Genomic DNA, 24,346 nt, shown 5'->3' with positions numbered 1-24,346 from the left:
TGAAAGGCACCCGAATGAACAAGCGTCTCCGGCGCGGGCTGAGCGCCCTCGCCATCGGCGTCACCGCCGCCATCGCCCTGGCGGCCTGCGCCTCCGGCGGCTCGTCCGCCAGCGGTTCCGCCTCCGACATCGACAAGGCCCTCGAGAAGGGCGGCACGCTGACGTACTGGTCGTGGACCCCGTCCGCGAAGGCCCAGGTCGCCGCGTTCGAGAAGGCGTACCCGAAGGTCACCGTCAAGCTGGTCAACGCCGGCACCGGCGCCGACCAGTACACGAAGCTGCAGAACACGATCAAGGCCGGCTCGGGTGCCCCCGACGTCGCCCAGGTCGAGTACTACGCGCTCCCGCAGTTCTCGCTCTCCGAGTCGCTCCTCGACCTGTCGAGCTACGGGTTCGGCGACCTGAAGAGCAAGTTCGCGGCCAGCACCTGGAGCTCCGTCACCGACGGCTCGAAGATCTACGGCCTGCCGCAGGACTCCGGCCCCATGGCGCTGTTCTACAACAAGAAGGTCTTCGACGAGTACGGCATCGCCGTGCCGAAGACGTGGGACGAGTACGTCGCCGCTGCCGCGAAGCTGCACGCCGCCGACCCGGACGCCTACATCACCGCGGACTCCGGCGACGCCGGCTTCACGACGAGCATGATCGCCCAGGCCGGTGGCACCCCCTTCACCACGAAGGGCGACAAGGTCACGGTGAACCTCGCCGACGCGGGGACGAAGAAGTGGACCGCGACCTGGAACGAGCTGGTCGAGAAGGGCCTGCTCTCCAAGACCGTCGGCTGGACCGACGACTGGTACAAGCAGCTCGGCAACGGCCAGATCGCGACGCTCATCACGGGCGCGTGGATGCCGGGCAACCTCGAGGCGAGCGTCGCCGACGCGTCCGGTGACTGGCGTGTGGCCCCGATGCCGACCTACGACGGCACCACCGCCACCACGGCGAACAACGGCGGCAGCGCCGAGGTCGTCATGAAGCAGACGAAGAACCCGGCACTCGCCGCGGGATTCCTGAAGTGGCTGAACTCGTCGAAGGCGTCCACGAAGGTGTTCATGGAGTCCGGCGGGTTCCCGTCGACCACCGCGGACCTGGAGTCGTCGTCGTTCCTCAACGAGGAGCCGTCCTACTTCGGTGGGCAGAAGATCAACGAGGTCCTCGTCGACGCGTCCAAGAGCGCTGACAACGACTTCACCTACCTGCCGTACCAGGTGTACGCGAACAGCGTCTACGCGGACACGGTCGGGCAGTCCTACGAGAAGGGCACCTCGCTCGACTCCGGCCTCGAGGCCTGGCAGGCTGCGCTCGTGAAGTACGGCAAGCAGCAGGGCTTCACGGTCTCGACCAAGTAGCACCCGCTCACCCCGAGGGGCCGCACGGACGACCGTGCGGCCCCTCCCTCCAGAAAGGGCGCGCGATGCGCTTCGCCATCGGCGACACCGACTTCCTGCTCGACGGCGAGCCGCACCGGATCCTGTCCGGCGCGATCCACTACTTCCGGGTCCACCCGGACCTCTGGGCCGACCGGATCCGCAAGGCCCGGCTGATGGGCCTCAACACCATCGAGACGTACGTCGCGTGGAACGCCCACGAGGCGACCCCCGGCACCTTCGACTTCACCGACGGGCTCGACCTCGGCCGGTTCCTCGACCTCGTCGCGGCCGAGGGCATGCACGCCATCGTCCGCCCCGGCCCCTACATCTGCGCCGAGTGGACCAACGGCGGGCTGCCGTACTGGCTCTTCGCCGACGGCACCGTGGGCATCCGCCGCGACGAGCCGCAGTTCCTCGCGGCCGTGTCGCGGTACCTCGACGCCCTCGCCCCGATCCTCGTCCCGCGGCAGATCGACGAGGGCGGCCCCATCGTCCTCGTCCAGGTGGAGAACGAGTACGGCGCCTACGGCTCCGACCCGGTCTACCTCACCAAGCTCGAGGCGATGCACCGCACGATCGGCCTCACCGTCCCGTTCACGAGCGTCGACCAGCCGATGGACTCGATGCTCGAGGACGGCTCGCTCCCGTCCCTGCACCGCACGGGTTCGTTCGGCTCCCGCGTCACGTCCAGGCTCGCCCGGCTGCGCCAGGCGCAGCCGACCGGTCCGCTGATGTGCTCGGAGTTCTGGGACGGCTGGTTCGACAGCTGGGGCGAGCACCACCACACCACCCCGGCCGCTGCCTCGGCTTCCGACCTCGAGGACCTGCTCGGCGCCGGCGGCTCGGTCAACATCTACATGTTCCACGGGGGCACGAACTTCGGCTTCACCAACGGGGCGAACGACAAGGGCGTGTACCGGCCGATCGCGACGTCGTACGACTACGACGCACCCCTCGACGAGGCCGGTCGGCCCACCGCCAAGTTCCACGCGTTCCGCGCCGTGATCGAACGGTACGCGCCGGTCCCGGCCCTGCCCGCATCGATGGAACCAGGTGGATCGGGTCACCTCGACGGGTCGTCGGCAGCCGGTCTGGAGGCTCGGCCCACCCCCGCCACGGACGTCGCCGTCCGACTCGAGCGGGCCGGTGCCCTGCACGCGCTGCTCCCGCAGCTCACGTCGTGGACCGCGCACGACGGGGTCCCCACCTTCGACGCACTCGGTGCCGCGTCGGGCTTCGTGCTCTACCGCACCGAGGTCGACCTGCCTGCCGGCGGTGTGCTCACCGTCGGCGAAGAGGTCCGCGACCGTGCGATCGTCAGCGTCGACGGGCGGCCCGTCGGGGTCCTCGAACGCGAGCACCACGACCGCGCGATAGCGCTCCCACCGGTCACCGGCACGCTGGAGCTCCTCGTCGAGGACCAGGGCCGCGTCGACTACGGGCCCCGGATCGGCGAGCCGAAGGGCCTCATCGGCGGGGTGTCCGTCGACGGTGCGCCGCTCGAACGGTGGACGGCGTCGCCGCTGGCGTTCGACCCGCTGCCCGCCGCCGCGCTCGATGCCCTGCGCTCCGTGGCCCCGACCGACGGGGACGTGCTCGCCGGGCCGGTCCTGGCGCTCGGGTCGTTCCACCTCGCCGCGCCGGGGGACCGCTACCTGTCGCTCGACGGGTTCCGGAAGGGCGTCGCCTGGGTGAACGGGTTCTGCCTCGGGCGGTACTGGTCGCGAGGGCCGCAGCGGACGCTCGCGGTGCCCGGGCCGGTGCTCCGCGCGGGCACGAACGAGGTCGTCGTGCTGGAGCTGCACGCCGCGGCGTCGCGCACGGTGTGCCTGCGCACGGAGCCGTCGCTCGGCCACACCGAGTCCTGACGGTCGCTCCCGGTGCTCCCGGCGCCCGCGCTCCCGGTCCTCGCGCGCTCCCGATCCCCGCGCTGGTCGAATCCCGCGCGCTGCCCGGTGCCCTGCCCGCGGTAGGTCGAATCCCGCGTGGTGAGTCGAATCGCGCGTAGGGGGTCGGTTCTTCCGACCCCCTACGCGCGATTCCGCTTCCCAGTGCGGGCGCGATGGGAAGGAACGCGCGTCAGGGATCGCGCGGGTCGAGAGCGTCGAGGTCCGCCGCGGCTCGCTCGGCATCGGCGACACGGTCGGCCTCCGGGCGCTCCCACCACGCCGGACCCCGCTCGCCCAGCCCGTGCTTCGCGATGCCGTTGCGGTGCCGTGCGGCGGCGAGGGCCTCGTCGTCGCCGGCGCGCTTCGCCTGCTTGACCGCGTTCCGCCCGCGACCGAGGTGGGACCGGAGCCGCGCGGCGAGGTCCTCGGGGATCGCCGGGTCCGTGCGCCGCCAGCGACGGCCGTCGACGACGAAGAAGTGGTCGTCGGGCTCGCTCATGACCCGAGTCTGCCCGGGTCCCGGGGGCGGCGTCAGGGGATCAACCGGCCCTCGCGGTAGCGGGCGAACAGGTCCGCGAACGCCTGCTCGGTGCGGCGGTACCCGGTGAACCCGGCGTCGCGGCTCTTGCCCATGTCGGTGACGACCTCCATCGCCCGACCGAGGTCCGCGTCGGTGTGCCACCACGACGCGACCCGGGTGATGTCCGGCTCGGCGAGCCCGTGCCGTTCGGCGATGGATGCCCACGACGACTCGTACGGTGCCATCTGCTCCTCGAGCGGGCGCGGTTCGTCCTTGTACCCGACGACACGAGCCGGGTCCACCCCGAGGTGTGCGGCGAGCCGCGGCCACATCCAGCGCCACCGGAAGACGTCCCCGTTGACGATGTTGAACGGTTCGTTCGCGCCCTCAGGCGTGGTGGATGCCCAGACCATGTGCTCGGCGAGGAGTCTGGCGTCGGTCATGTCGGTCAGCCCGTTCCACTGCGCCTCGCTGCCCGGGAACACGAAGTCGAGGTCGAGCTCCTTCGCGATCGTCGCCTGCACCGCGAGCGTCAGCCCCATGTTCATCGCGTTGCCGACCGCGTGGCCGATGACCGTGTGTGAGCGGTGCACCGACCAGGTGAAGCCCTGCCGCTCGGCTGCGGCGAAGAGTTCGTCCTCCTGCGCGTAGTAGAAGTTCGGGGTGTCGAGACGCGGTTCCTCCTCGTGGAAGGGCGTGTCCGGCATCTCGCCGGCGGCGTACGCCTCGAACGGGCCGAGGTAGTGCTTCAGCCCGGTCACCAGTGCGACGTGTTCGAGTGGTGCGTGCTCGAGCGCGCAGAGGAGGTCGCGGACCATCGCCCCGTTGACGGCGATGTTCTCGGCCTCGGTCGCCTGTCGCTGCCATGCGGTGAAGAAGACGTGGGTCGGGCGTTCCCCGGCCAGCGCGGCCCGGAGCGCGTCGGGGTCGCGCAGGTCGGCGGCGACACCGCGGACACCATCGCGGCTGCCGGCACGGCGGGACAGCGCAGCGACGTCCCACCCGTCGCCGATCAGGTGCCGCACGAGGGCGGAGCCGGTGATGCCGCTGGCGCCCACGACGAGGGCGCCGCGACGGTCGGAGGGTTGCGTGCTGGTGGTCTCGTCAGGAGTCATCGCGTTCCCCAACACCTGTCGCCCCGTGATCCTTCCCTCACGCGGTGGACCGCCGAGGTGTACACAAAAGCGAAACATGTGTAACACTTTTGTGTACACGGATGGAGGACGGCTGATGGAAGTAGCCGAGCCCTTGGCGACGCTCGTAGGACGGACGGCCGCCAGGGCCATCCGGGTCCTGGCGCGAACGGACAGCGGCATGACAGGGCGGCAGGTCGCTCGGGTCGCAGGCGTCGCGAGCCACACCGGCATCAAACGCGCGTTGGACAAGCTCGAGCTGGCGGGCCTCGTCGTCGTGGAACGGGGATTGCAGCACTCTTCCTACCGTGCCAACCGTTCGCACGTCCTGTGGCCGGCGATCGAGCTCGCGCTCGAGGCGCGTCAGGAACTGGAGCGCCGGATCGTTCATCTCGTCGACCGGAGTGACGTGGGCGTGATCTCGGTCTCCGTTTTCGGCTCGGTCGCCCGCGGGGACTCGACGGCTGCCTCGGACGTCGATCTCGTCGTCGTGTTCGACGACCACGTCGACACCGAGCTCATCGTGGAGCTCGGGTCGATGGTGCGGATCTGGAGTGGCAATGACTGCCAGGTGTTCGACGTGACGAGACCGGACCTCCGGCGATTCGCGATGGAGAACGACCCGCTGCTCGGCTCCTGGCGCGATGACGCGAAGACGGTGTACGGCCGCGAGATCCGCGACCTGATCTGATGGCCGCGCGAACCAGGTCGATGGCACCGAACGAAGTCCAGCGGCGCCGGGACGAAGCGAAGTCCTATCTCGAGGTAGCGCGGTTGTGCGTCGAGTCCGAGCTGAACGCTGATTGGAAGGCGGCTGGTGCCAACGCCGTTCTCGGCGGCATCGCGGCGGCCGACGCGATCTGCGGAAGCACGCTCGGGTACCACTTCAAGGGTGATGATCACGGCGAAGCGGGACGGCTTCTCGACAGGGCCTGTTCGCCCGATCGCCAGCCGGGCAACAACCTCAAGCGCCTGACGGACGAGAAAGCGCACTTCCAGTACTCCTCATCGCGCGTGACTCGCGACCAGACCCGGCAGCTGGTCACGGCGCTCGAACGCCTGGTCGGGCGGATGGAGCAGATCCTCGCCGCGTGAGTCCGATCGAGGTGTTCTCGATCTCGTGATCGACGTGACGGGTCGGCATGATCGCGTGCAGCTGGTCGGACTGAGCCTCACCGCGGGCGACGGATGCGGATCGGGCCCTTCGCCGTGGACGGGTCGACGACGTTCCCGCCCTGCGTGATCTCGACCTCGCCCCGCGCGACCATCCGCCGCGCGGCCCGGCGGGCCGGCTCCATCAGGTCGCGCCAGTCGTCCCCGCCGATCGCCCGCGCGGCGTCCGAGGGACAGATGCTCGACGTGAGCGCCCGGGCGTCGAGGAGCTCGTCGATGGTCCGCTCGAGGTGCCGGTCGGTGTCGTCGAGCTTGTGCCGGCGGCAGGCGTCCGAACACCACCTGGCATCGGGCGCGGCGTTCGTCGGCATCCGGCGTCCGCACGACGCACAGGTCCGCTCGGCGTGCGCCGCGGCGTTGCGCGCGGCATCGTCCTCGGTGCGGATCGCTCGTCCCATGCGCCCATCTTCGTCCGGAAGCGCACCGGCGTACCCAGCGAGCGCGGCGCCTGGCAGCATCGGAGCGGTGACCACCGACGACGCAGCCACCCGTCCGCCCGAGCCCGACTGGGTCCGGCACGTCATGTGGTGGCACGTGTACCCGCTCGGCTTCGTGGGAGCGGAGATCCGGCCGGAGACGCCCGTGGCGGATCGGCCCGTCGAGCACCGGCTCGGGCGGATCGCGGACTGGCTCGACCACGTCGTCGACCTCGGGCTGAACGGGCTGCTCCTCGGCCCGGTCTCCGCCAGCTCCACCCACGGCTACGACACCGTCGACCACCTGCGGATCGACCCGCGGCTCGGGGACGACGGTGACTTCGACGCGCTCGTGGCCGCGGCGCACGACAAGGGCGTCCGGGTACTGCTCGACGGGGTGTTCAACCACGTCGGTCGGGAGCACCCGGCGTTCCGGGCGCTCGAGTCCGACGGCCCGGCTGCGGAGTCCGCCGCGCTGTTCGACATCGACTGGACCGGCTGGGCACCGGGTGACCCGGTGCCGGTCGGGCTGTTCGAGGGGCACGACATCCTGGTGGCGCTCGACCACGGCAGTGCGGCGACCGAGGACCTGGTGGTCGACGTGATGACGCACTGGCTCGAGCGCGGGATCGACGGGTGGCGGCTCGACGCGGCCTACGCGGTGCCGCCGGCGTTCTGGGCGCGGGTGCTGCCCCGGGTGCGGGAGCGGTTCCCGGACGCCTGGTTCACCGGCGAGGTGATCCACGGCGACGCGGCGGCGATCGTCCGGGAGTCGACGATGGACTCGACGACGCAGTACGAGCTGTGGCAGGGCGTCTGGCACGGCATCGCGGACCGGAACTGCCACGAGCTGGCGCACGCGATCGAGCGGCACGACGCATTGCTGGCGACGTTCGTCCCGAGCACCTTCGTCGGCAACCACGACGTCACGCGGATCGCGAGCGCCGTGGGGGAGCGGTTCGCCGGGCACGCGGCCGCCGTGCTCTTCACGGTCGCGGGGACCCCGAGCGTCTGGGCTGGCGACGAGTACGGCTGGACCGGGGTCAAGGAGGAACGCATCGGTGGGGACGACGCCGTCCGGCCGGAGTTCCCGGACGCGCCGCCGGCACCGACGTCCCTGACGCACGCGTACGAGGCGCTCGTCGCGCTGCGCCGCCGCGAACCGTGGCTGCACCGGGCGCACACCGACGTGACCCACCTGACCAACACCGCGATCGTGCTGCGCACCGCGACCGCGGACGCCGCGGTGGTGACCGCCCTGAACCTGTCCGACGACCCCGTCGACCTGCCCGTCGCAGACGCCACGCGGGTGGAGGCGGGCGGGGGCGACCTGCGGGACGGGACCGTCAGCCTCCCGTCCGGGGGTTGGGCCGTCCTGACCAGGTGAGCGCGCACCAACGGGTGGGTCCCGGACCGGAACCCACCCGTTGCTGCGCACTCGACTCCGGCGAACCGCAGACCGCGACCGCTACTTGCGCGCGGACGCCGCCCGACGCTTGTTGAACACGTCGAACGCGACGGCGGCGAGCAGCACCAGGCCCTTGATCAGGGACTGGAACTCGGTGCCGACACCGAGGATCGACATGCCGTTGTTCAGGATGCCGATGATGAGACCACCGACGATGGCTCCCGGCACGGTCCCGATGCCACCGGTGACGGCCGCGCCGCCGATGAACACCGCGGCGATCGCGTCGAGCTCGAACCCGTTGCCCGCACTCGGCGACGCGAGGTTGAGCTGGCCCGTGAAGACCACGCCCGCCAGCGCCGAGATGACGCCCATGTTGACGAAGAGCAGGAACGTGACGCGCTTCGTCTTCACGCCGGAGAGCTGCGCCGCCAGTGCGTTGCCGCCGATGGCGTAGATGTGCCGGCCGAACACGGCGCTCCGCATCACGAGCGAGTACACGACCACGAGCACGCCGAGGATGACGAGCACGATCGGTGTGCCGTTGTAGCTGGCGAGGAGCAGCGCGACGTAGATGACGAGCGCGACGGTGAACGCGAGCTTGGTGATGAACCAGGCGACGGGTTCGCTCTCGAGCTGGTACTTCCGACGGGTTGCACGGCCGCGGAACGCGGTGACGACGAGGATCGCGGCGGCCGCGAAGCCGAGGATCATCGTCAGCGGCTCGTAGCCGGACGAACCGAACGCGGGCAGGAAGCCGGAGCCGAGCGAGCGGAAGCCCTCCGGGAACGGCGAGATCTGCTGGTTCTGCAGGGCGATCTGCGCGGCACCGCGGAACGCGAGCATGCCGGCCAGGGTGACGATGAACGCCGGGATCCCGAAGTACGCGATCCAGAAGCCCTGCCACGCACCGACGAGTGCACCGATGACCAGGCAGAGGACGACGGCGACGGGCCACGGCACGTGCCACTGCGTGATCATGACGCCCGCCATCGCGCCGGTGAAGGCGACGACCGACCCGACGGACAGGTCGATGTGGCCGGCGATGATGACCATCACCATGCCGATGGCGAGGATCAGGATGTAGCTGTTCTGGACGATCAGGTTCGAGACGTTGATCGGGGCGAGGGTGATCCCGCCGGTCGTCACCTGGAAGAAGATGACGATGACGATCAGCGCGATGAACAGGCCGATCTGTCGGAGCTGCCCGGTGAGGTAGCCGGCGGCGGACTTAAGCGCGTTCATTGACAGGGGTCTCCCGTTCCTGGGTCATGTACTGCATGAGGACCTCGGGCGTCGCCTCGGAGCGCGGGACGTCCGCCGTGATGCGGCCCTCGGAGAGCGTGTAGATGCGGTCGCAGATGCCGAGGAGTTCGGGGAGTTCGGAGGAGATCACGATGATCCCCTTCCCCTGGTCCGCGAGCGCGTTGATGATCGTGTAGATCTCGTACTTCGCGCCGACGTCGATGCCTCGGGTCGGTTCGTCGAGGATGAGGACCTCGGGGTCCGCGTACATCCACTTCGACAGGACGACCTTCTGCTGGTTGCCGCCGGAGAGCTTCCCGGTGACGACGTCGACGTTCGGCGCCTTGATGTTCAGGTCCTTGAGGAACTTCCGCGCGACGGTCGTCTCCTCGGACCCGTTCACGAAGCCCCACTCGGCGAGCTTCCCGAGCGCCGAGCCGGAGATGTTCCGCTTGATGTCGTCGAGCAGGTTGAGCCCGTAGCGCTTCCGGTCCTCGGTCGCGTAGGCGATGCCGTGGTCGATCGCCTGGGACACCGTGTGCGTCTTGATCGGCTCACCGCGCTTGTAGACGGTGCCGGAGATGCCCGTGCCGTACGAGTGTCCGAAGACGCTCATCGCCAGCTCGGTGCGCCCGGCACCCATCAGCCCCGCGATGCCGACGATCTCGCCGGCGCGGACGGTGAGGTTCGCCTGGTGGATGATCTCGCGGGACGCGTCGAGCGGGTGGTGGACGGTCCAGTCCTCGATCCGCAGGAGTTCCTCGCCGACGTTCGACTCGTGCTCCGGGTAGCGGTTCGACAGGTCGCGGCCGACCATGCCCCGGATGATCCGGTCCTCGGAGACGTCGTCCGCGTGCATGTCGAGCGTCTCGATCGTCTGGCCGTCGCGGATGATCGTGACCTTGTCCGCGATCGCCTTGATCTCGTTGAGCTTGTGGCTGATGATGATCGCCGTCATGCCCTCGGCCTGCAGCGACCGGATGAGGTCGAGCAGGTGCGCGGAGTCGTCGTCGTTGAGCGCGGCGGTGGGCTCGTCGAGGATGAGGAGCTTCACCCGCTTCGACAGCGCCTTCGCGATCTCGACGAGCTGCTGCTTGCCGACGCCGATGTCGACGATCTTCGTGATCGGGTTGTCCTTGAGGCCGACGCGCGTCAGGAGCTCCGCGGCGGCGAGGTTCGTCTTGTTCCAGTCGATGAAGCCGGCCTTGGAGCGCTCGTTGCCGAGGAAGATGTTCTCGGCGATCGACAGGTAGGGGCTCAGTGCGAGCTCCTGGTGGATGATCACGACGCCGGCTGCTTCGGAGTCGTTGATGTTCGAGAACGACACGGCTTCGCCGTCGAGCAGGATCTCGCCGTCGAACGTCCCGGCCGGGTAGACCCCGGACAGCACCTTCATGAGGGTGCTCTTGCCGGCACCGTTCTCACCGCAGATCGCGTGGACCTGCCCGCGTTCGACCTCGATGGAGACGCCCTGCAGGGCCTTGACGCCGGGGAACGTCTTCGTGATGTCCCGCATCTCGAGGATGGTGTCCGTCACGTGGACCGCCTTCCGTTGTGCGCGTTGCGCGCGAGTGGAGACGGACGGGAGGCACGGTGCGGTCTGGCACCGCGCCTCCCGTCCGACAGATGGTCGGGTCCTACTTGAGGTCGGCTTCGGTGTAGTAGCCGGAGTCGACGAGGACCTTCTCGTAGTTCTCCTTGGTCACGACCGTCGGCTGGAAGAGGAAGGTCGGGACGACCTTCACCTTGTTGTCGTAGCTCGTCGTGTCGTTGACCTTCGGCTTCTTGCCGGAGAGCATGTCCTCGGCCATGCTCGCGGACTTCTCCGCCAGCTGACGCGTGTCCTTGTAGATCGTCGAGTACTGCTGGCCGGCGATGATCGACTTCACCGATGCCTGCTCGGCGTCCTGACCGGTGATGGTCGGGAGCGGACGGCTGGACGTGCCGTAGCCGGCGCCCTGCAGTGCGGAGATGATGCCGATCGACATGCCGTCGTACGGCGAGAGCACGCCGTTCAGCGTGGTGCCGCCGGAGTACGACTTCGCGATGAGGTTCTGCATGCGGGCCTTGGCGGTCGCCGGGTCCCACTGCAGGGTGGCGGCCTGCGTGAAGCCGTCCTGGCCGGAGCCGATCTTCAGCGTGCCGTCGTCGAGGTACGGCTTGAGGGTCTTCATCGCGCCGTTGAAGAAGAACGTGGCGTTGTTGTCGTCGGGCGAGCCGGCGAAGACCTCGATGTTGAAGGGGCCCTTCTTGCCGGTCTTCTTGCCGTCGGCGTCGAGGATGCCGAGGCCGGTGAGCAGGGAGTTCGCCTGGTCGACGCCGACCTTCTCGTTGTCGAACGACACGTAGTAGTCGACGTTCTTGTTGCCGGTGAGCAGGCGGTCGTAGGAGATCACCTTGATGCCGGCCTTGGCGGCGGCGTCGAGCTGGTCGGAGAGCGACCCGCCGTCGATCGAGGCGACGATGAGGACCTTCGCGCCCTTGGTGATCATGTTGCTGACCTGCTGGACCTGCTGCGGGATCTTGTTGTCCGCGTACTCGAGGTCGACCTTGTAGCCGGCCTTCTCCAGGTCGGACTTGACCGCGTTGCCGTCCTTGATCCACCGTTCGGAGACCTTGGTGGGCATCGCGACGCCGACGAGTGCGCCCTTGTTGTCGCTGCTGCTGCTGCCCCCGTCATCGGTGGCGGCGCGTCCGCCGGCCGAGCACGCGGCCAGGGAGATGGCGATGCCGAGGGCGGCGACGCCCGCGACGATCCTGCGCTTCATCATCGAAGTACCTCTGTTTCCTCTCGCGTCGACGTCGACGCGCTCGGGTGACCCGGCTGCTCTGCCGGTGTCGGAGATGTGATTGCTCTGAGTGAGCGCTCACATACTGGGCTTTGTGTACCGCCCTGTCAACTCCGTCAGGTCGAATCGTCCGGGGAGTGCGGTTTCCGTGCCGCGCGGTACGGTTGCCCCGTGACGACCACCGCGGCCGCGAACGGCAAGGGGCGCAAGGCCCCGACGATCTTCGACGTCGCCGAACGCGCCGGGGTCTCCCACCAGACCGTCTCCCGCGTGATCAACGGCGACCCGACGGTCCGTGACCACTTCCGGTCCCGCGTCACCACGGCGATCGGGGAGCTCGGGTACCGCCCGCGCGCCGCTGCCCGGGCGCTCGCCGGAGGCCGCAGCAAGGCCATCGGACTCGTCACCGCGGGTGATGCGCTCTACGGCCCGTCGAGCACCGCGATCGGGTTCGAACGCGCCGCCCGGCACGCCGGGTACCACGTACTGCTCTCCACCCTGCCGGAGGACCCCCGCCCCGCCGACCTCTCCAGCGCCCTCACCACGCTCCTCGCCCAGGACGTCGCCGCGGTCGTGCTCGTCGCCGCCGACAACCGGGTGCTCGACGCGCTCGCCTCGTTGACCGTGCCGATCACCGTGCCGGTCGTCGTGTCGAACGCGGTGCAGCGGGACGCGGTGCCCGCCGGGTCCTCCGCCGGACGGCTGCTGCCCTCGGTGGCCGCGGTCGCGATCGACCAGGTCGCGGGGACCACCCTGGCGATGCAGCACCTGTTCGACCGGGGTCACCGCCGGATCGTGCACATCTCCGGGCCGACCGTGTCGCAGGAGTCCGAGGTCCGCCGGGCGACGTACATCCGCCTGATGCAGTCCGCCGGTCTGGAACCGGTCGTGCTCGACGGCGACTGGACCCCGGGGAGCGGCTTCGCGGCCGGCCGGTCGATCGACGTCACGGCGGTGGACGCGGTGTTCTGCGGGAACGACCAGATGGCGCTCGGGGCACTGCACGCCTTCGCGGACGACGGGCTCCGGGTCCCGGACGACATCGCCGTGGTGGGGTTCGACGACATCCCCGAGGCCGAGCACTTCACGCCGCCGCTGACCACCGTGCGGCAGGACTTCATGGCGATGGGGGAGGGCGTGCTCGCGGCGGCGCGGTCCCTCATCGAGGGCGGCCCCGTCGACGAGACGCTCCTGCAGCCCTCGCTGGTGGTGCGGCGCAGCGCGTAGCCGGGCGCGCGGGGCGGGGCGGCGCCGCGCGCGCCGTCGGCGCGGCGCGGCGCGCCGTCGGCGCTGAGATCGCACTTCGTGTCGGGTGCCCGCCAGGACAACCGACACGAAGTGCGATCTCAGCGGGGCGGCGGCCCGGCGCGGCCCGGCCCGGCCCGGCCCGGCGCGGGCGCTCAGCCCTTCAGGGCGCCGGACGACAAGCCGGCGACGTAGAACCGCTGCAGGCCGACGTAGAGCGCGATGCACGGGATCATCGCCACGACCGAGCCCGCCACGAGGTTGCCGTACGACACCTGCCCGTACGCTCCCGTCTGCAGGTTGAGCAGCGCGACCGGCAGCGTGTACAGCGAGTCCTTCGTGAGGAACGTCAGCGCCCCGAGGAACTCCGTCCACGACGCCAGGAACGCGTACAGCGCCGCCGTCGCCGCCCCGGGGAGCAGCAGCGGGCGGAGCACCGACACGACGACCCGGAAGCGGGAGGCCCCGTCGACGAACGCGGAGTCCTCGAGCTCGGTCGGGATCGACTCGAACGCGTTCCGCATCACGAACACCCCGAACGGCAGGTTCACCGTCGTGTAGAAGAGCACCAGCCCGAGCAGCGAGTTCGTCAGCCCGAGCGCGTTCATCTCCAGGTACAGCGGGGTCAGGATCGCCTGGAACGGCACCATCATCGTCAGCAGCACGAGCCCGAAGACGAGCCCGGAGCCGCCGAACCGGAAACGGGCGAACCCGTACCCGGCCATCGTCGCCAGGATCGCGGTCAGCACGGCGGTGCAGACCGAGACGATGACCGAGTTGAGGACACCGGTGAGCAGGTGCGACGACGCCCCGAAGACGGCTGCGAAGTTCTGCCAGCCGAGCTGGAAGAACGTCGACGCGTCCGGCGCCGAGGTGATCGTCGCCTCGGACTGGAACGCCCGGAGGATCGACCAGATCAGCGGGACGCCGAAGACCAGCGCGGAGCCGATGCCGGCGATGGCGTAGAGGGTCCGCTTGACGGTCGTGTCGCGCGGGTGCTGCACGCTGCCCTGCTGGTGGCGGCGGCGTCGGCCGGGGTCGGTCGTCAGGGTCCTGGTCGAGGTGTCCGGACCGGGCGCGACCGCACGGGTGGTGGTGGTGCTCATGGCGTCAGTCCTTCTCTCGCAGTGCCCAGAACTGGAACAGGGTGACGGCCGCGATGACGACCACCAGGGCGATCGACTCCGCGGTGGCGGCACCGAGCTGCAGGTTCACGAACCCGCGGTTGTAGATGGCGTTGACGATCGTGGTGGTCTCGGTGCCGGGGCCGCCCTGCGTCAGGATGTAGAACTGGTTGAAGGCGAGCAGGGAGCCGATCACCGAGATGATCACGCTCAGCGCGATCGTCGGGCGGATCATCGGCAGCGTGATCAGCCGCTCGGTCTGCCACCACGAGGCGCCCTCGAGCTGCGCGGACTCGTACACCTCGTCGGGGACGCCCTGCATCGCCGACATCAGCAGCACCATGGTCAGCCCGGACACCGCCCAGACGACGAGCACGCAGATGAGCAGCGTCGCGAGCGGGCCGTTCACCAGCCACGCGGTCGAGCCGTCGGTGATGTGCAGCGCCTGCAGCACGATGTTGACGGCACCGGACCCCGGCTGCGCCTCGAGCACGAGCATGAAGCTCAGCGTCGTGAGGCCGACCACGTACGGCAGGAAGAACACCGTCCGCAGGAGCGTCGACCCGCGTCGTCGAGCACGGACGAGGACCGCCAGGAAGTACCCGAGCACCAGGATCGGCACGGTGACGATCGCGGTGTACAGCAGCGTGTACCCGATCGCGTGCACGAACGTCGGGTCCTGGAACAGCGTCGCGTAGTTCTGCAGGCCGATGAACCGGTACGGCCCGATCAGCGGCCAGTTCGTGAACGAGATGTAGAGCGCGAACAGCAGCGGTGCGAGCACGAAGACCGCGACGAACGCGATGGCCGGGGTGACGAGCAGTGCGCCGGCGCGTGGCGGGTGGGTGAGCGAGTTGCGGGACGGTCCGCGGCCGCGTCCGAGTGGACGGCGGCCGACGGCGGATCGTCGGGCGGAGATGGTCGACATGACGTGCACCTCACTGTGCAGAGCGGAGCAGGACGGAGCAGGAGCAGGGCGGAGCCGGACGCGATCAGGCCTGGACCTGGTCGAGGATGCGCTGGTAGTCGGACTGGGCGGTCCGCATCGCACTGGAGACGCCGGCGCCGAACACGGCCTCGCGGAACATCGCGAAGTACGGCGAGGAGGGCTGGTTCACGAGCAGGTTGTACGCCAGGGTCTGCGGCGCGTAGCCCTTGTCGATGGCGTCGAGCGGCCCGAACGCCAGCGGGAACTGCTTCCGGTACGCGGGCGTCGCGGCGTCGGCCCTGGTCGGGAAGTAGCCGCCGTTCGGCAGGAGCTGCTGCTGCTCGAGCGAGTTCGCGTACTGCATGAACGCCCAGCCACCCGAGGGGTTCGCGGCTCCGTTCGGGATGCACATGTTGTCACCGCCGTCGAAGAACGACCGCCGACCGTCGGCGCTCGGGATGAGCACCGTCCGCATCTTCGCGCGCATCGCCTTCGTCGCCGCCGGCACGGCCGCCCCGTACGAGGTCGGCATGATCCCGACCTTCCCGGCGCGGAAGTCCGCACCCCACGTGGTCCCGGCGTCCGAGTACGTCGCACGGCTGAGCACGCCGTCCTTCCAGAGCTGCCGGTAGAACTCGAGCATCTGCTGCAGGGCGTCGTTGCCGGTGATGTTCGCCTGCTGCTTGCCCACCTCGCCGGACATCATGTCGACGCCGGTGGCCCAGACGTGCGGCTGCGTGACGAACCCGATGATGCCGGCCGCGTTGCCGGAGATCGTCCACCCGTACACGTCGTCGCCGAGCTTCCGCAGGACCTTCGCGGCCACGAGCAGGGAGTCCAGGTCCTTCGTCGAGTCGTCGACGTCGAGCCCCGCCCGCTCGAACAGGTCGGTGTTCACGAACAGCTGCGAGTTGTCGGCCAGGTACGGCAGCCCGTACAGCCGGTCCCGGTACTCGAGCAGGCGCAGGTGCCCGGTGGACAGCTCGTCGTAGTAGTCCAGGCCCTTCACGACGTCGGTCAGGTCGGCGAACGCCTCGCGGAAGATGAACAGCTGCGAGTTGATGTCGTCGAGGTCCACCACGTCCGGCGGCTCACCACCACGGATCGCGGTCGCGAGCTTCGTCACGTACTGGCCGTCCGGCACCGGGGTCAGCTCGACCTGCAGGTGCGGGTGGCTCTTGTTGAAGCCGGCGACCGCGCTGGTCAGGCCGGCCTGGGTGGCCGACCGGCACCAGACGTGCACGGTGCCGGTCGCCGTGGTGCCGAAGCCCGCCACCTGCGCGTCCACCTTGGGCAGGGTGCCGGAGCACCCTGCCAGGGCGAGGGCCGCGCCGCCGGCGAGACCGCCGACGAGGAACGCTCTGCGGTCCACGGTGTCAGTCCGCGCTCAGCGGGAGCCACACCCGCATCGGGACGGCGCCGCGGTTGGCCCAGGCGTAGTAGGGGATCGCGACGGCCGTCACGGACCCATCGGTGGTTCCGGTGGTTCCGCCCGTTCCGTTCGTGTCGGACGGGAGGCCGGGGTCGGCCCCGCCGCCGGTCGTCGCGTCGTCGACGCTGGTCGCGGTGCGGGCCGCAGCCGCGCCTCCCGGCCGGGTCGTGTCCAGACGGCGGTACGGCCAGGCCGGCTGCGCGTGGTCCGCCGGCGCGTGTGCCGGGACCCGCAGCGTGACGATCCCGTCGAGGAGGTCGTCGCGGGACTCCTCGGTGATCGGCGCGTCCGCGTCGATCGTCAGGTCGTCGACCGTGAAGCCGTCCTGGTCGGGCTGCTCCACCGCGTACACGAGCGGACCACGCTCGATGGCGACCTGCCCGCGGGCGGCGTCGATGCGGGCATCGGCGACGAAGCGGTGCGGGGTGGTGTCGAAGACGACCTCGACGGTGTCGCCGACGTGCCACTCGCGGTCGATCGTGTGCAGGGCGCCGGCACCCGGGTGCTGCGTGTCGCCGTCGAACGTGATCGTCGTCGTGTCCGACCACGCCGGGACCCGGATGCCCAGCGCGAGCGGGCCGTCCTGGGTGAGCGTGATCCGGACGTGGCCGTCGTGCGGGTACCCGGTCTCCACGGACACCGGACCGAGGTCGGCGGTCGCGTACTGGTGGAGCTGCAGGCCGCCCTCGGTCGCCGTGGCGAGGTAGCCGTCGAGGCTCGCGAAGGTCCGCATGATGTTCGGCGGGCAGCAGGCGCAGTCGAACCAGCCGCGGCGCCCGTGGGCGGGGGAGCGGTTCTCGTCGGCGTGCGCGTGGTCGCGGTGCTGGAGCGGGTTGACGTAGAAGTACTCGGTGCCCGCGAGGCTGACGCCGGGCAGGAACGCGTTGTACAGCAGACGCTCGACGGCGTCCGCGTACTCCGGCTTCCCGGTGGCCAGCAGCAGGCGCCACGCCCACTGCACACCACCGATCGCGGCGCAGGTCTCGGCGTAGCCGCGGTCCGTCGGGAGCTCGTACGGGTCGCCGAACGCCTCCCAGTCCCAGCGCGCACCGAGGCCGCCGGTGATGAACGCCTTCGTCGCCATCATGTCGGCGAACTGCCGCTCGCTCGCGGCGAGGAGCTCGGTGTCGCCGGTCTCGATCGCGACGTCCACCGCGCCCGCAGCCAGGTACACGGCGCGGACGGCGTGGCCCTCGACGGTCGTGGCCTGGCGGCTCGGGACCCGGTCCGAGAAGTACGTCGGCTCGCCGCCCGCGCGCTCGATGATGCCGGTGCCGCGGGCGTCGACGAACCAGTGCGCCAGGTCGAGGTAGGCGCGGGTCCCTGTCTCCCGGTACAGCTCGACGAGGCCCATCTCGACGACCGGGTGGCCGTCGATGTCACGGGTCTTGTCGTCGCCGTCGCCGAACGTCCTGACCAGGTGGTCGGCGTTCTTCACGGCGACGTCGAGCAGCGCTGTGTCGCCCGTCGCCCGGGACTGCGCCACCGCCGCCTGCATGAGGTGCCCGGCGCAGTACATCTCGTGGCTCCACTTGAGGTCCGAGTACCGCGTCCCGACCCCTCGGACCTGCTGCACGGAGTCGATGTAGCCGTCGTCCGCCTGCGCGGCCGCGACGAGCTCGGTGACCTCGCGCTGGAGGGCACGGAGGTCGTCGGCCGGTTCGCGTCCGAGCTCCCAGGCGACCGCCTCGAGCCACTTGTAGACGTCCGAGTCCATGAAGATCGGCCCGACGACCTCGCCCTCCTCGGTCCCCGCAGCGATGCGGAGGTTCCGGAAGTTCCCGGCGGTCTCGAGCTGGCGGTAGCCGTCGCGGATCGCGTCGCGGCCGTTGCGCTCCTGGCGGAGGTGCCAGAAGCCGCCGGTGATCCGGGCCGTCCCCTCGGGGAGCGGGCGGAACGCGAGGTGCGCGTCCGCGGTCGGGAGGACCGGGGTCGCGGTGCGCGCCCGGTGCTCGGTCGCGAGCGTGGTGGTCATGTCGGCTCCTGGTGTCGTCGTTGACGAGGCCGCTCGACGCGGTGCTGCGGCGCTGCGGTGCTGCGTGCTGCGCCGCTGCGTGCTGCGTTGTCGCGTCGTTGCGGAAAACGGTTTCTGGGGCGTGACGCTACGACAGGTCCCGGCGGTGCGCAAGGGGCGGTTCCTGAGATGATCGTATGATCGTGCTCTCGCCGACGATCCGGAAAGGGGATTGCCGTGACCCTGGAACGACCCGTTCGGATCACCGACGTGGCAGCGCTCGCCGGGGTGTCGATCGGCACCGCGTCGAAGGCGCTGAACGGCACCGGGCAGCTCCGCGACGCGACGCGGATGCGGGTCAAGGAAGCCGCCGAGAAGCTCGGGTTCGTCGGGGACGCCCGGGCCCGCGCGCTCTCCTCGGGCCGGACCTACACGGTCGGCATGATCACCACCGACTCGTTCGGACGGTTCTCGATCCCGGTGCTGCTCGGCGCCGAGGACGTGCTCTCCGCGGGGCAGATGGCGGTGCTCCTCTGCGACACCCGGGACGACCACGTCCGCGAAGCCCACTACCTCCGCTCGCTCGTCGCCCGCGGGGTCGACGGCATCATCGTCACCGGGCGCTCCGCCGATGCCCGGCCCCCGATCGACGTCGCGATCCCCGTCGTCTACGCGTTCACGCCCTCGACCGACCCCGCCGACGTGTCGATCACCGTCGACGACGAGCACGGGGCGGGGCTCGTCGCGTCGCACCTCGTGACGCTCGGGCGGCAGCGGGTCGCGATCGTGACCGGGCCCGCACGGCACCACTCCGCGTCCGGCCGTGTGACGGGAGCGTCCGCGGTCCTGGGGTCGCGGCTCGTGGTGCCGCCGATGTACGGCGAGTGGTCGGAGCGCTGGGGGCGTCAGGCCGCCGACGTCCTGCTGCGCGGCGACGAGCCGGTCGACGCGATCGTGTGCGGGTCGGACCAGATCGCGCGGGGCGTGTGCGACCGGCTGCGGGAGGCCGGCCGCTCGGTACCCGAGGACGTCGCCGTCACCGGGTTCGACGACTGGGCCGTGATGGCGCTCGCGAGCCGGCCGCCGCTGACCACGGTGGACCTGCGGCTCGAGGAGCTCGGGCGGGTCGCAGGCCGGGCGCTGCTCGACCGCATCGACGGCTCGCCCGCCGAGTCCGCCGTCGTGACCCCGTCCCTCGTCATCCGCGAGAGCACCATCGGCGCCTGATGCGCGCCGCGCCGCGCCGCGCCGCGCCGCGCCGCGCGGCGCCGCGCCCTCGCGGCGTGGCACCCCCCCCGGGTGAGATCGCACTTCGTGTCGCATGCGTCGCGGGGACGCGACACGAAGTGCGATCTCGACGGGGTTCGGGGGCGTTCCGGGGTGCCGGGGTGCGGGGTGTGGGGGTGTGGAGGTGGGGGTGTGGGGACGTTCGGAGCATGGAGTGCGTCGGGCCGCCGCCGCGGGCACGCGCGCGCCTCTCGGCCGGTGAGATCGCACTTCGTGTCGCATGCGTCGCGGGGACGCGACACGAAGTGCGACCTCGACGGGACGGGACGGGACGGGACGGGACGGGACGGGACGGGACGGGACGGGAGCGCGGGGCGCGGGGCGCGGAGCGCGGAGCGCGGGGCGCGGAGCGCGGAGCGCGGAGCGCGCGGCGCGGGCGGCGGGGCGGCATTGCGAGAGTGAGCGCTCACGTGGCAGGATGTGAGCGCTCACCCGACGCCGGGTGCACGGACGACGGAGTCTCGGGAGGACAGCATGGGCGTGGACCGCCGACAGGGGATCGCGGAGGGCTGGACGACCCTCGGGATCGAGCTCGGGTCGACCCGCATCAAGGCCGTCCTGGTGGACGAGGACCTGGTGCCCGTCGCCTCCGGCTCGCACGAGTGGGAGAACGAGTTCGTCGACGGGCGCTGGACGTACTCCCTCGACGCCGTCGAGACCGGGCTCCGCGCCGCGTACGCCGACCTCGTGGCCGACGCGGAAGCACAGCACGGCGTCCGTCCGACGACGTTCCGGGCGCTCGGGGTGTCCGCGATGATGCACGGGTACCTGGCCTTCGACGCCGCCGGGGAGCTGCTCGTCCCGTTCCGCACGTGGCGCAACACCTCGACCGGCCCCGCCGCGGAACGGCTCTCCGAAGCGTTCGGCTTCAACGTCCCCCTGCGCTGGTCGATCGCGCACCTCTACCAGGCGGTCCTCGACGAGGAGCCCCACGTCGCCGAGGTCGCCGGCATCACCACGCTCGCCGGGTACGTGCACCGGCGCCTGACCGGGCGGAACGTCCTCGGGATCGGCGACGCATCCGGGGCGTTCCCCATCGACCCGGCGACCCGGGACCACGACGCCGCGATGCTCCACACCGCGGACGCACTGCTCGGGCAGCCGGTCCGCCCGCTCCTGCCCGAGGTGCTCGTCGCCGGCCAGGACGCCGGCGCGCTGACCCCCGACGGTGCCGCGTGGCTCGACCCGACCGGCACGCTGGAGCCCGGCGTCCCGCTCTGCCCGCCCGAGGGCGACGCGGGCACCGGCATGGTCGCGACGAACGCCGTCGCGCCCCGCACCGGCAACGTCAGCGTCGGCACGAGCATCTTCGCGATGGTCGTCCTCGAACGTGCGATGGCGACCCCGCACGAGGAGCTCGACGTCGTGACGACCCCCGCCGGGGACGCCGTGGCGATGGTGCACTGCAACAACGGTGCGAGCGAGATCGCCGCGTGGGCCCGGGTGTTCGGCAGGTTCGCCGAGGCTGCCGGGACACCGATCGAGATCGACCATGTGTACGCCACCCTGCTCGCCGAAGCCGAGCGGGCCGACCCGGACGCCGGCGGCCTGCTGTCGTACAACTACCTCGCCGGTGAGCCGGTCACGCACGTCGAGGACGGCCGCCCGCTCCTGGTCCGCGGCGCCGGCAGCGACTTCACGCTCGGCAACCTGGTCCGCGCCGAGGTCCAGGGCGCGTTCGCGACGCTCGCGATCGGCATGGACGTCCTGGCGACCGAGGACGTCCGGGTCGACCGGATGACCGCGCACGGCGGCCTGTTCCGGACGCCGGGCACCCCGCAGCGCCTGCTCGCCGCCGCACTCCGCGTCCCGGTCGCCCTCGAGGAGACCGCCGGTGAGGGCGGGGCGTGGGGGATCGCGGTGCTCGCGGCGTACCTCGAGCACGCCGGCGACACCGACCTGACCGAGTACCTCGCGACGCGGGTGTTCGGCGGGGACGCTGTGCACGTGGCCGAGCCGGACGAGCGCGACGTCGCCGGGTTCCGCGCGTACCTCGAGCGCTTCCGTGCCGGCCTCCCGCTGCAGGCCGCGGCGGTCGCCGCCACCCGGCCGACCCAGCAGGACGAACAGAAGCAACCGCCCACGGACGGCGAGCCGACGACGGAAGCCGAACCGAGCCTCCAGACCGAGAAGGAGCCGACCCGATGACCGACGCAAGCCAGCCCGCCGACGCGGGCCACCAGGACCCCACCACCCAGGAGGCCGTGGCCGCCACCCGCGAACGCGTCGCCCGCCTGCACGGCGAGTTGGTCCGCTACGGCTTGGTGATCTGGACCGGCGGCAACGTCTCCGAGCGCGTCCCCGGCACGGACCTCTTCGTGATCAAGCCGAGCGGGGTCGCGAGCGAGGACCTCACGCCGGAGAACCAGGTCGTCTGCACCCTCGACGGCGTCCCCGCGGACGGCTGGGGCAACGCCCACGGCCCGAGCTCCGACACCGCGGCCCACGCCCACGTCTACCGGAACATGCCCGAGGTCGGCGGCGTCGTGCACACGCACTCGACGTACGCGACCGCCTGGGCGGCCCGGGCCGAACCGATCCCGTGCGTGATCACCGCGATGGCGGACGAGTTCGGCGGACCGATCCCGGTCGGCCCCTTCGCGATCATCGGTGACGACTCGATCGGCCACGGCATCGTCGAGACGCTCACCGGCCACCGCTCCCGCGCGGTCCTCATGCAGAACCACGGCGTGTTCACGATCGGCAAGGACGCGAAGGACGCCGTGAAGGCCGCCGTGATGTGCGAGGACGTGGCACGCACCGTCCACATCGCGAAGCAGGGCGGCGAGGTCGTCCCGATCGCCGAAGCAGACATCGATCGACTCTTCGATCGCTACCAGAACGTGTACGGCCAACGGCCGTCAGAAGACACAGCCGGACAGAACCCCGAAGGAGCCATGCAATGACGCAGGACAACCCCGTCGACCCCCAGGCGACCCTGGACAGCTACGAGATCTGGTTCCTGACCGGGTCCCAGGGCCTGTACGGCGAGGAGACCCTGCGTCAGGTGGAGGAGCAGAGCCGCGCGGTGCACGCGGAACTCGCCGAGCACGTGCCGGTGAAGCTCGTCTGGAAGCCCGTGCTCAAGGACGCCGACGGCATCCGCCGGGCGCTCATCGAGGCCAGCGCGGACGACAAGGTGATCGGCGTCACCGCCTGGATGCACACGTTCAGCCCCGCGAAGATGTGGATCGGCGGCCTGAACGCCCTGACCAAGCCGCTGCTGCACCTGCACACGCAGGCGAACGTCGCGCTGCCGTGGGCGGACATCGACTTCGACTTCATGAACCTCAACCAGGCGGCGCACGGCGACCGCGAGTTCGGGTACGCCCTGGCCCGGATGGGTGTCCGGCACGCCACTGCCATCGGGCACGTGTCCGACGAGCGCGTGCAGCAGCGTGTCGCGAACTGGTCGCGCGCCGCCGCCGGTGCCGCGGCGATCCGGTCGCTCAAGTTGACCCGCTTCGGCGACAACATGCGCTACGTCGCCGTCACCGAGGGCGACAAGACCGAGGCCGAGATCGAGCTCGGCGTGCAGGTGAACACCTGGGCGGTGAACGAGCTGGCGGCGGCCGTGGCAGCGGCCACCGACGAGCAGGTCGACGAGCTCGTCGCCACGTACGAACGCGACTACCACGTGGACCCGTCCCTGCGTCGCGACGGCGGCGACCGGCACGGTGCCCTCCGCGACGGCGCCGCGATCGAGGTCGGCCTCCGCGCGCTGCTGCAGCAGAACGACAGCGCCGCGTTCACCACGAACTTCGAGGACCTCGGCGCGCTCAAGCAGCTCCCCGGCCTCGCCGTGCAGCGCCTGATGGCCGACGGCTACGGCTTCGGCGCCGAGGGAGACTGGAAGACCGCGGTCCTGGTCCGCGCGATGAACGTCGCCGGCGCCGGCCTGCCCGGTGGGGCGTCGCTCATGGAGGACTACACGTACGACCTCACGCCCGGTGCGGAGAAGATCCTCGGCGCGCACATGCTCGAGGTGTCGCCCACGCTCACCAGCACCAGGCCGACGCTGGAGATCCACCCGCTCGGCATCGGCGGCAAGGACGACCCGGTGCGCCTGGTCTTCACGGCCGACGCCGGGGAGGCCGTCGTCGTGGCGCTCTCCGACACCCGCGACGGCTTCCGCCTCACCGCGAACGTCGTCGACGTCGTGCCCCCGACGGAGGCGCTGCCGAAGCTGCCGGTCGGCCGTGCCGTCTGGGAGCCCCGCCCGTCGTTCCCCGTCGCCGCGGAGGCCTGGCTCACCGCCGGCGCCGCCCACCACACCGTGATGACGACGGCCGTCGGGCTGCAGGTGATCGAGGACCTCGCGACCATGGTCGGCACCGAGTTCCTGGTCATCGACGAGCACACCACGTCCCGCGGGTTCCGCGACGAGGTGCGGCTGCAGCAGACCTGGCACCGTCTCGACCGCGGGTTCTGAGGGT

20 protein-coding genes are annotated in these 24,346 nt (G+C 70.7%); 10 read left to right on the top strand and 10 right to left on the bottom strand.

What is annotated here, in order from left to right; genetic code table 11:
* Positions 1-14 precede the first annotated feature (14 nt).
* Positions 15-1,349, top strand: a complete 1,335-nt coding sequence (locus tag EDF27_RS07930; protein ID WP_185021596.1) for a sugar ABC transporter substrate-binding protein — start codon at positions 15-17, stop codon at positions 1,347-1,349.
* A 65-nt stretch (positions 1,350-1,414) separates the two neighbouring features.
* The gene (locus tag EDF27_RS07925; protein WP_132048091.1) at positions 1,415-3,238 is read left to right on the top strand and encodes a beta-galactosidase family protein; all 1,824 of its coding nucleotides are present in this window, start codon (positions 1,415-1,417) and stop codon (positions 3,236-3,238) included.
* Positions 3,239-3,449: 211 nt separating this feature from the next.
* Here EDF27_RS07925 and EDF27_RS07920 read toward each other — a convergent pair whose 3' ends face one another.
* Entirely contained in the window at positions 3,450-3,758 is a 309-nt protein-coding gene (locus tag EDF27_RS07920) for a biopolymer transporter Tol (RefSeq protein ID WP_123655705.1), read from the bottom strand.
* Positions 3,759-3,790: 32 nt separating this feature from the next.
* Positions 3,791-4,894, bottom strand: a complete 1,104-nt coding sequence (locus tag EDF27_RS07915; RefSeq protein WP_132048089.1) for an SDR family oxidoreductase — start codon at positions 4,892-4,894, stop codon at positions 3,791-3,793.
* On the opposite strand from EDF27_RS07915, the gene EDF27_RS07910 reads away from it, so the two are divergent.
* Positions 4,869-5,603, top strand: coding sequence for a nucleotidyltransferase domain-containing protein (locus tag EDF27_RS07910; RefSeq protein WP_165931399.1), 735 nt, complete (start codon positions 4,869-4,871; stop codon positions 5,601-5,603). The two genes, EDF27_RS07915 and EDF27_RS07910, sit on opposite strands and share 26 nt — an antisense overlap.
* Positions 5,604-5,623: 20 nt before the next feature.
* A complete protein-coding gene (locus EDF27_RS07905; protein WP_132048085.1) occupies positions 5,624-6,007 on the top strand; it encodes a hypothetical protein in 384 nt (127 codons plus the stop codon).
* Positions 6,008-6,084: 77 nt separating this feature from the next.
* Here the strand turns inward: EDF27_RS07905 and EDF27_RS07900 are convergent, their stop codons facing one another.
* On the bottom strand, positions 6,085-6,483 hold the full coding sequence (locus tag EDF27_RS07900) for a DUF3253 domain-containing protein (RefSeq protein ID WP_132048083.1): 399 nt from the start codon (positions 6,481-6,483) through the stop codon (positions 6,085-6,087).
* 67 nt (positions 6,484-6,550) lie between these two features.
* Between EDF27_RS07900 and EDF27_RS07895 the strand changes: the two genes are divergently transcribed.
* Entirely contained in the window at positions 6,551-7,888 is a 1,338-nt protein-coding gene (locus tag EDF27_RS07895; protein ID WP_243698252.1) for an alpha-amylase family glycosyl hydrolase, read from the top strand.
* Between the two features lie 81 nt (positions 7,889-7,969).
* Here the strand turns inward: EDF27_RS07895 and mmsB are convergent, their stop codons facing one another.
* The 3 genes from mmsB to chvE all read right to left on the bottom strand — a co-directional run bounded on the left by mmsB (position 7,970) and on the right by chvE (position 11,922).
* On the bottom strand, positions 7,970-9,151 hold the full coding sequence (mmsB, locus tag EDF27_RS07890) for a multiple monosaccharide ABC transporter permease (RefSeq protein WP_123655700.1): 1,182 nt from the start codon (positions 9,149-9,151) through the stop codon (positions 7,970-7,972).
* The gene (mmsA, locus tag EDF27_RS07885; protein ID WP_123655699.1) at positions 9,138-10,688 is read right to left on the bottom strand and encodes a multiple monosaccharide ABC transporter ATP-binding protein; all 1,551 of its coding nucleotides are present in this window, start codon (positions 10,686-10,688) and stop codon (positions 9,138-9,140) included. Before mmsA ends, mmsB begins: the two co-directional genes overlap by 14 nt.
* A gap of 100 nt (positions 10,689-10,788) precedes the next feature.
* Positions 10,789-11,922 carry a multiple monosaccharide ABC transporter substrate-binding protein gene (chvE, locus tag EDF27_RS07880; RefSeq protein WP_123655698.1) on the bottom strand — a complete coding sequence of 378 codons (1,134 nt, stop codon included), beginning with the start codon at positions 11,920-11,922 and terminating at the stop codon, positions 10,789-10,791.
* A 189-nt stretch (positions 11,923-12,111) separates the two neighbouring features.
* Here chvE and EDF27_RS07875 point away from each other — a divergent pair, with 189 nt between their 5' ends.
* On the top strand, positions 12,112-13,167 hold the full coding sequence (locus EDF27_RS07875; protein WP_165931398.1) for a substrate-binding domain-containing protein: 1,056 nt from the start codon (positions 12,112-12,114) through the stop codon (positions 13,165-13,167).
* A 173-nt stretch (positions 13,168-13,340) separates the two neighbouring features.
* Here EDF27_RS07875 and EDF27_RS07870 read toward each other — a convergent pair whose 3' ends face one another.
* The 4 genes from EDF27_RS07870 to EDF27_RS07855 form a co-directional block, all read right to left on the bottom strand.
* The gene (locus EDF27_RS07870; protein WP_123701968.1) at positions 13,341-14,291 is read right to left on the bottom strand and encodes a carbohydrate ABC transporter permease; all 951 of its coding nucleotides are present in this window, start codon (positions 14,289-14,291) and stop codon (positions 13,341-13,343) included.
* Positions 14,292-14,295: 4 nt separating this feature from the next.
* A complete protein-coding gene (locus EDF27_RS07865; protein WP_123655695.1) occupies positions 14,296-15,237 on the bottom strand; it encodes a sugar ABC transporter permease in 942 nt (313 codons plus the stop codon).
* Positions 15,238-15,301: 64 nt separating this feature from the next.
* A complete protein-coding gene (locus tag EDF27_RS07860; RefSeq protein ID WP_132048081.1) occupies positions 15,302-16,609 on the bottom strand; it encodes a sugar ABC transporter substrate-binding protein in 1,308 nt (435 codons plus the stop codon).
* Positions 16,610-16,613: 4 nt separating this feature from the next.
* Positions 16,614-18,644, bottom strand: coding sequence for a beta-L-arabinofuranosidase domain-containing protein (locus EDF27_RS07855; RefSeq protein ID WP_132048079.1), 2,031 nt, complete (start codon positions 18,642-18,644; stop codon positions 16,614-16,616).
* 216 nt (positions 18,645-18,860) lie between these two features.
* Between EDF27_RS07855 and EDF27_RS07850 the strand changes: the two genes are divergently transcribed.
* From EDF27_RS07850 to araA, 4 genes are all read left to right on the top strand, one after another.
* A complete protein-coding gene (locus tag EDF27_RS07850) occupies positions 18,861-19,850 on the top strand; it encodes a LacI family DNA-binding transcriptional regulator (protein ID WP_132048077.1) in 990 nt (329 codons plus the stop codon).
* 540 nt (positions 19,851-20,390) lie between these two features.
* A complete protein-coding gene (locus EDF27_RS07845; protein WP_347812797.1) occupies positions 20,391-22,058 on the top strand; it encodes an FGGY-family carbohydrate kinase in 1,668 nt (555 codons plus the stop codon).
* A complete protein-coding gene (locus EDF27_RS07840) occupies positions 22,055-22,816 on the top strand; it encodes an L-ribulose-5-phosphate 4-epimerase (RefSeq protein WP_185021598.1) in 762 nt (253 codons plus the stop codon). The genes EDF27_RS07845 and EDF27_RS07840 overlap by 4 nt, the downstream gene beginning before the upstream one ends.
* Entirely contained in the window at positions 22,813-24,342 is a 1,530-nt protein-coding gene (gene araA / locus EDF27_RS07835; RefSeq protein WP_132048073.1) for an L-arabinose isomerase, read from the top strand. The genes EDF27_RS07840 and araA overlap by 4 nt, the downstream gene beginning before the upstream one ends.
* Positions 24,343-24,346: the final 4 nt, after the last annotated feature.

Source organism: Curtobacterium sp. PhB136 (assembly GCF_004346855.1).
Lineage (GTDB): Bacteria > Actinomycetota > Actinomycetes > Actinomycetales > Microbacteriaceae > Curtobacterium.
This window is presented reverse-complemented; position numbering and strand designations above follow the sequence as displayed.

Excerpts from the sequence above, each read along its gene's own strand:
- EDF27_RS07930 (WP_185021596.1), top strand. The coding sequence starts at position 15 with ATGAACAAGCGTCTCCGGCGCGGGCTGAGCGCCCTCGCCATCGGCGTC.
- EDF27_RS07925 (WP_132048091.1), top strand. The coding sequence starts at position 1,415 with ATGCGCTTCGCCATCGGCGACACCGACTTCCTGCTCGACGGCGAGCCG.
- EDF27_RS07920 (WP_123655705.1), bottom strand. The coding sequence starts at position 3,758 with ATGAGCGAGCCCGACGACCACTTCTTCGTCGTCGACGGCCGTCGCTGG.
- EDF27_RS07915 (WP_132048089.1), bottom strand. The coding sequence starts at position 4,894 with ATGACTCCTGACGAGACCACCAGCACGCAACCCTCCGACCGTCGCGGC.
- EDF27_RS07905 (WP_132048085.1), top strand. The coding sequence starts at position 5,624 with ATGGCACCGAACGAAGTCCAGCGGCGCCGGGACGAAGCGAAGTCCTAT.
- EDF27_RS07900 (WP_132048083.1), bottom strand. The coding sequence starts at position 6,483 with ATGGGACGAGCGATCCGCACCGAGGACGATGCCGCGCGCAACGCCGCG.
- mmsB (WP_123655700.1), bottom strand. The coding sequence starts at position 9,151 with ATGAACGCGCTTAAGTCCGCCGCCGGCTACCTCACCGGGCAGCTCCGA.
- chvE (WP_123655698.1), bottom strand. The coding sequence starts at position 11,922 with ATGATGAAGCGCAGGATCGTCGCGGGCGTCGCCGCCCTCGGCATCGCC.
- EDF27_RS07870 (WP_123701968.1), bottom strand. The coding sequence starts at position 14,291 with ATGAGCACCACCACCACCCGTGCGGTCGCGCCCGGTCCGGACACCTCG.
- EDF27_RS07865 (WP_123655695.1), bottom strand. The coding sequence starts at position 15,237 with ATGTCGACCATCTCCGCCCGACGATCCGCCGTCGGCCGCCGTCCACTC.
- EDF27_RS07855 (WP_132048079.1), bottom strand. The coding sequence starts at position 18,644 with ATGACCACCACGCTCGCGACCGAGCACCGGGCGCGCACCGCGACCCCG.
- EDF27_RS07840 (WP_185021598.1), top strand. The coding sequence starts at position 22,055 with ATGACCGACGCAAGCCAGCCCGCCGACGCGGGCCACCAGGACCCCACC.
- araA (WP_132048073.1), top strand. The coding sequence starts at position 22,813 with ATGACGCAGGACAACCCCGTCGACCCCCAGGCGACCCTGGACAGCTAC.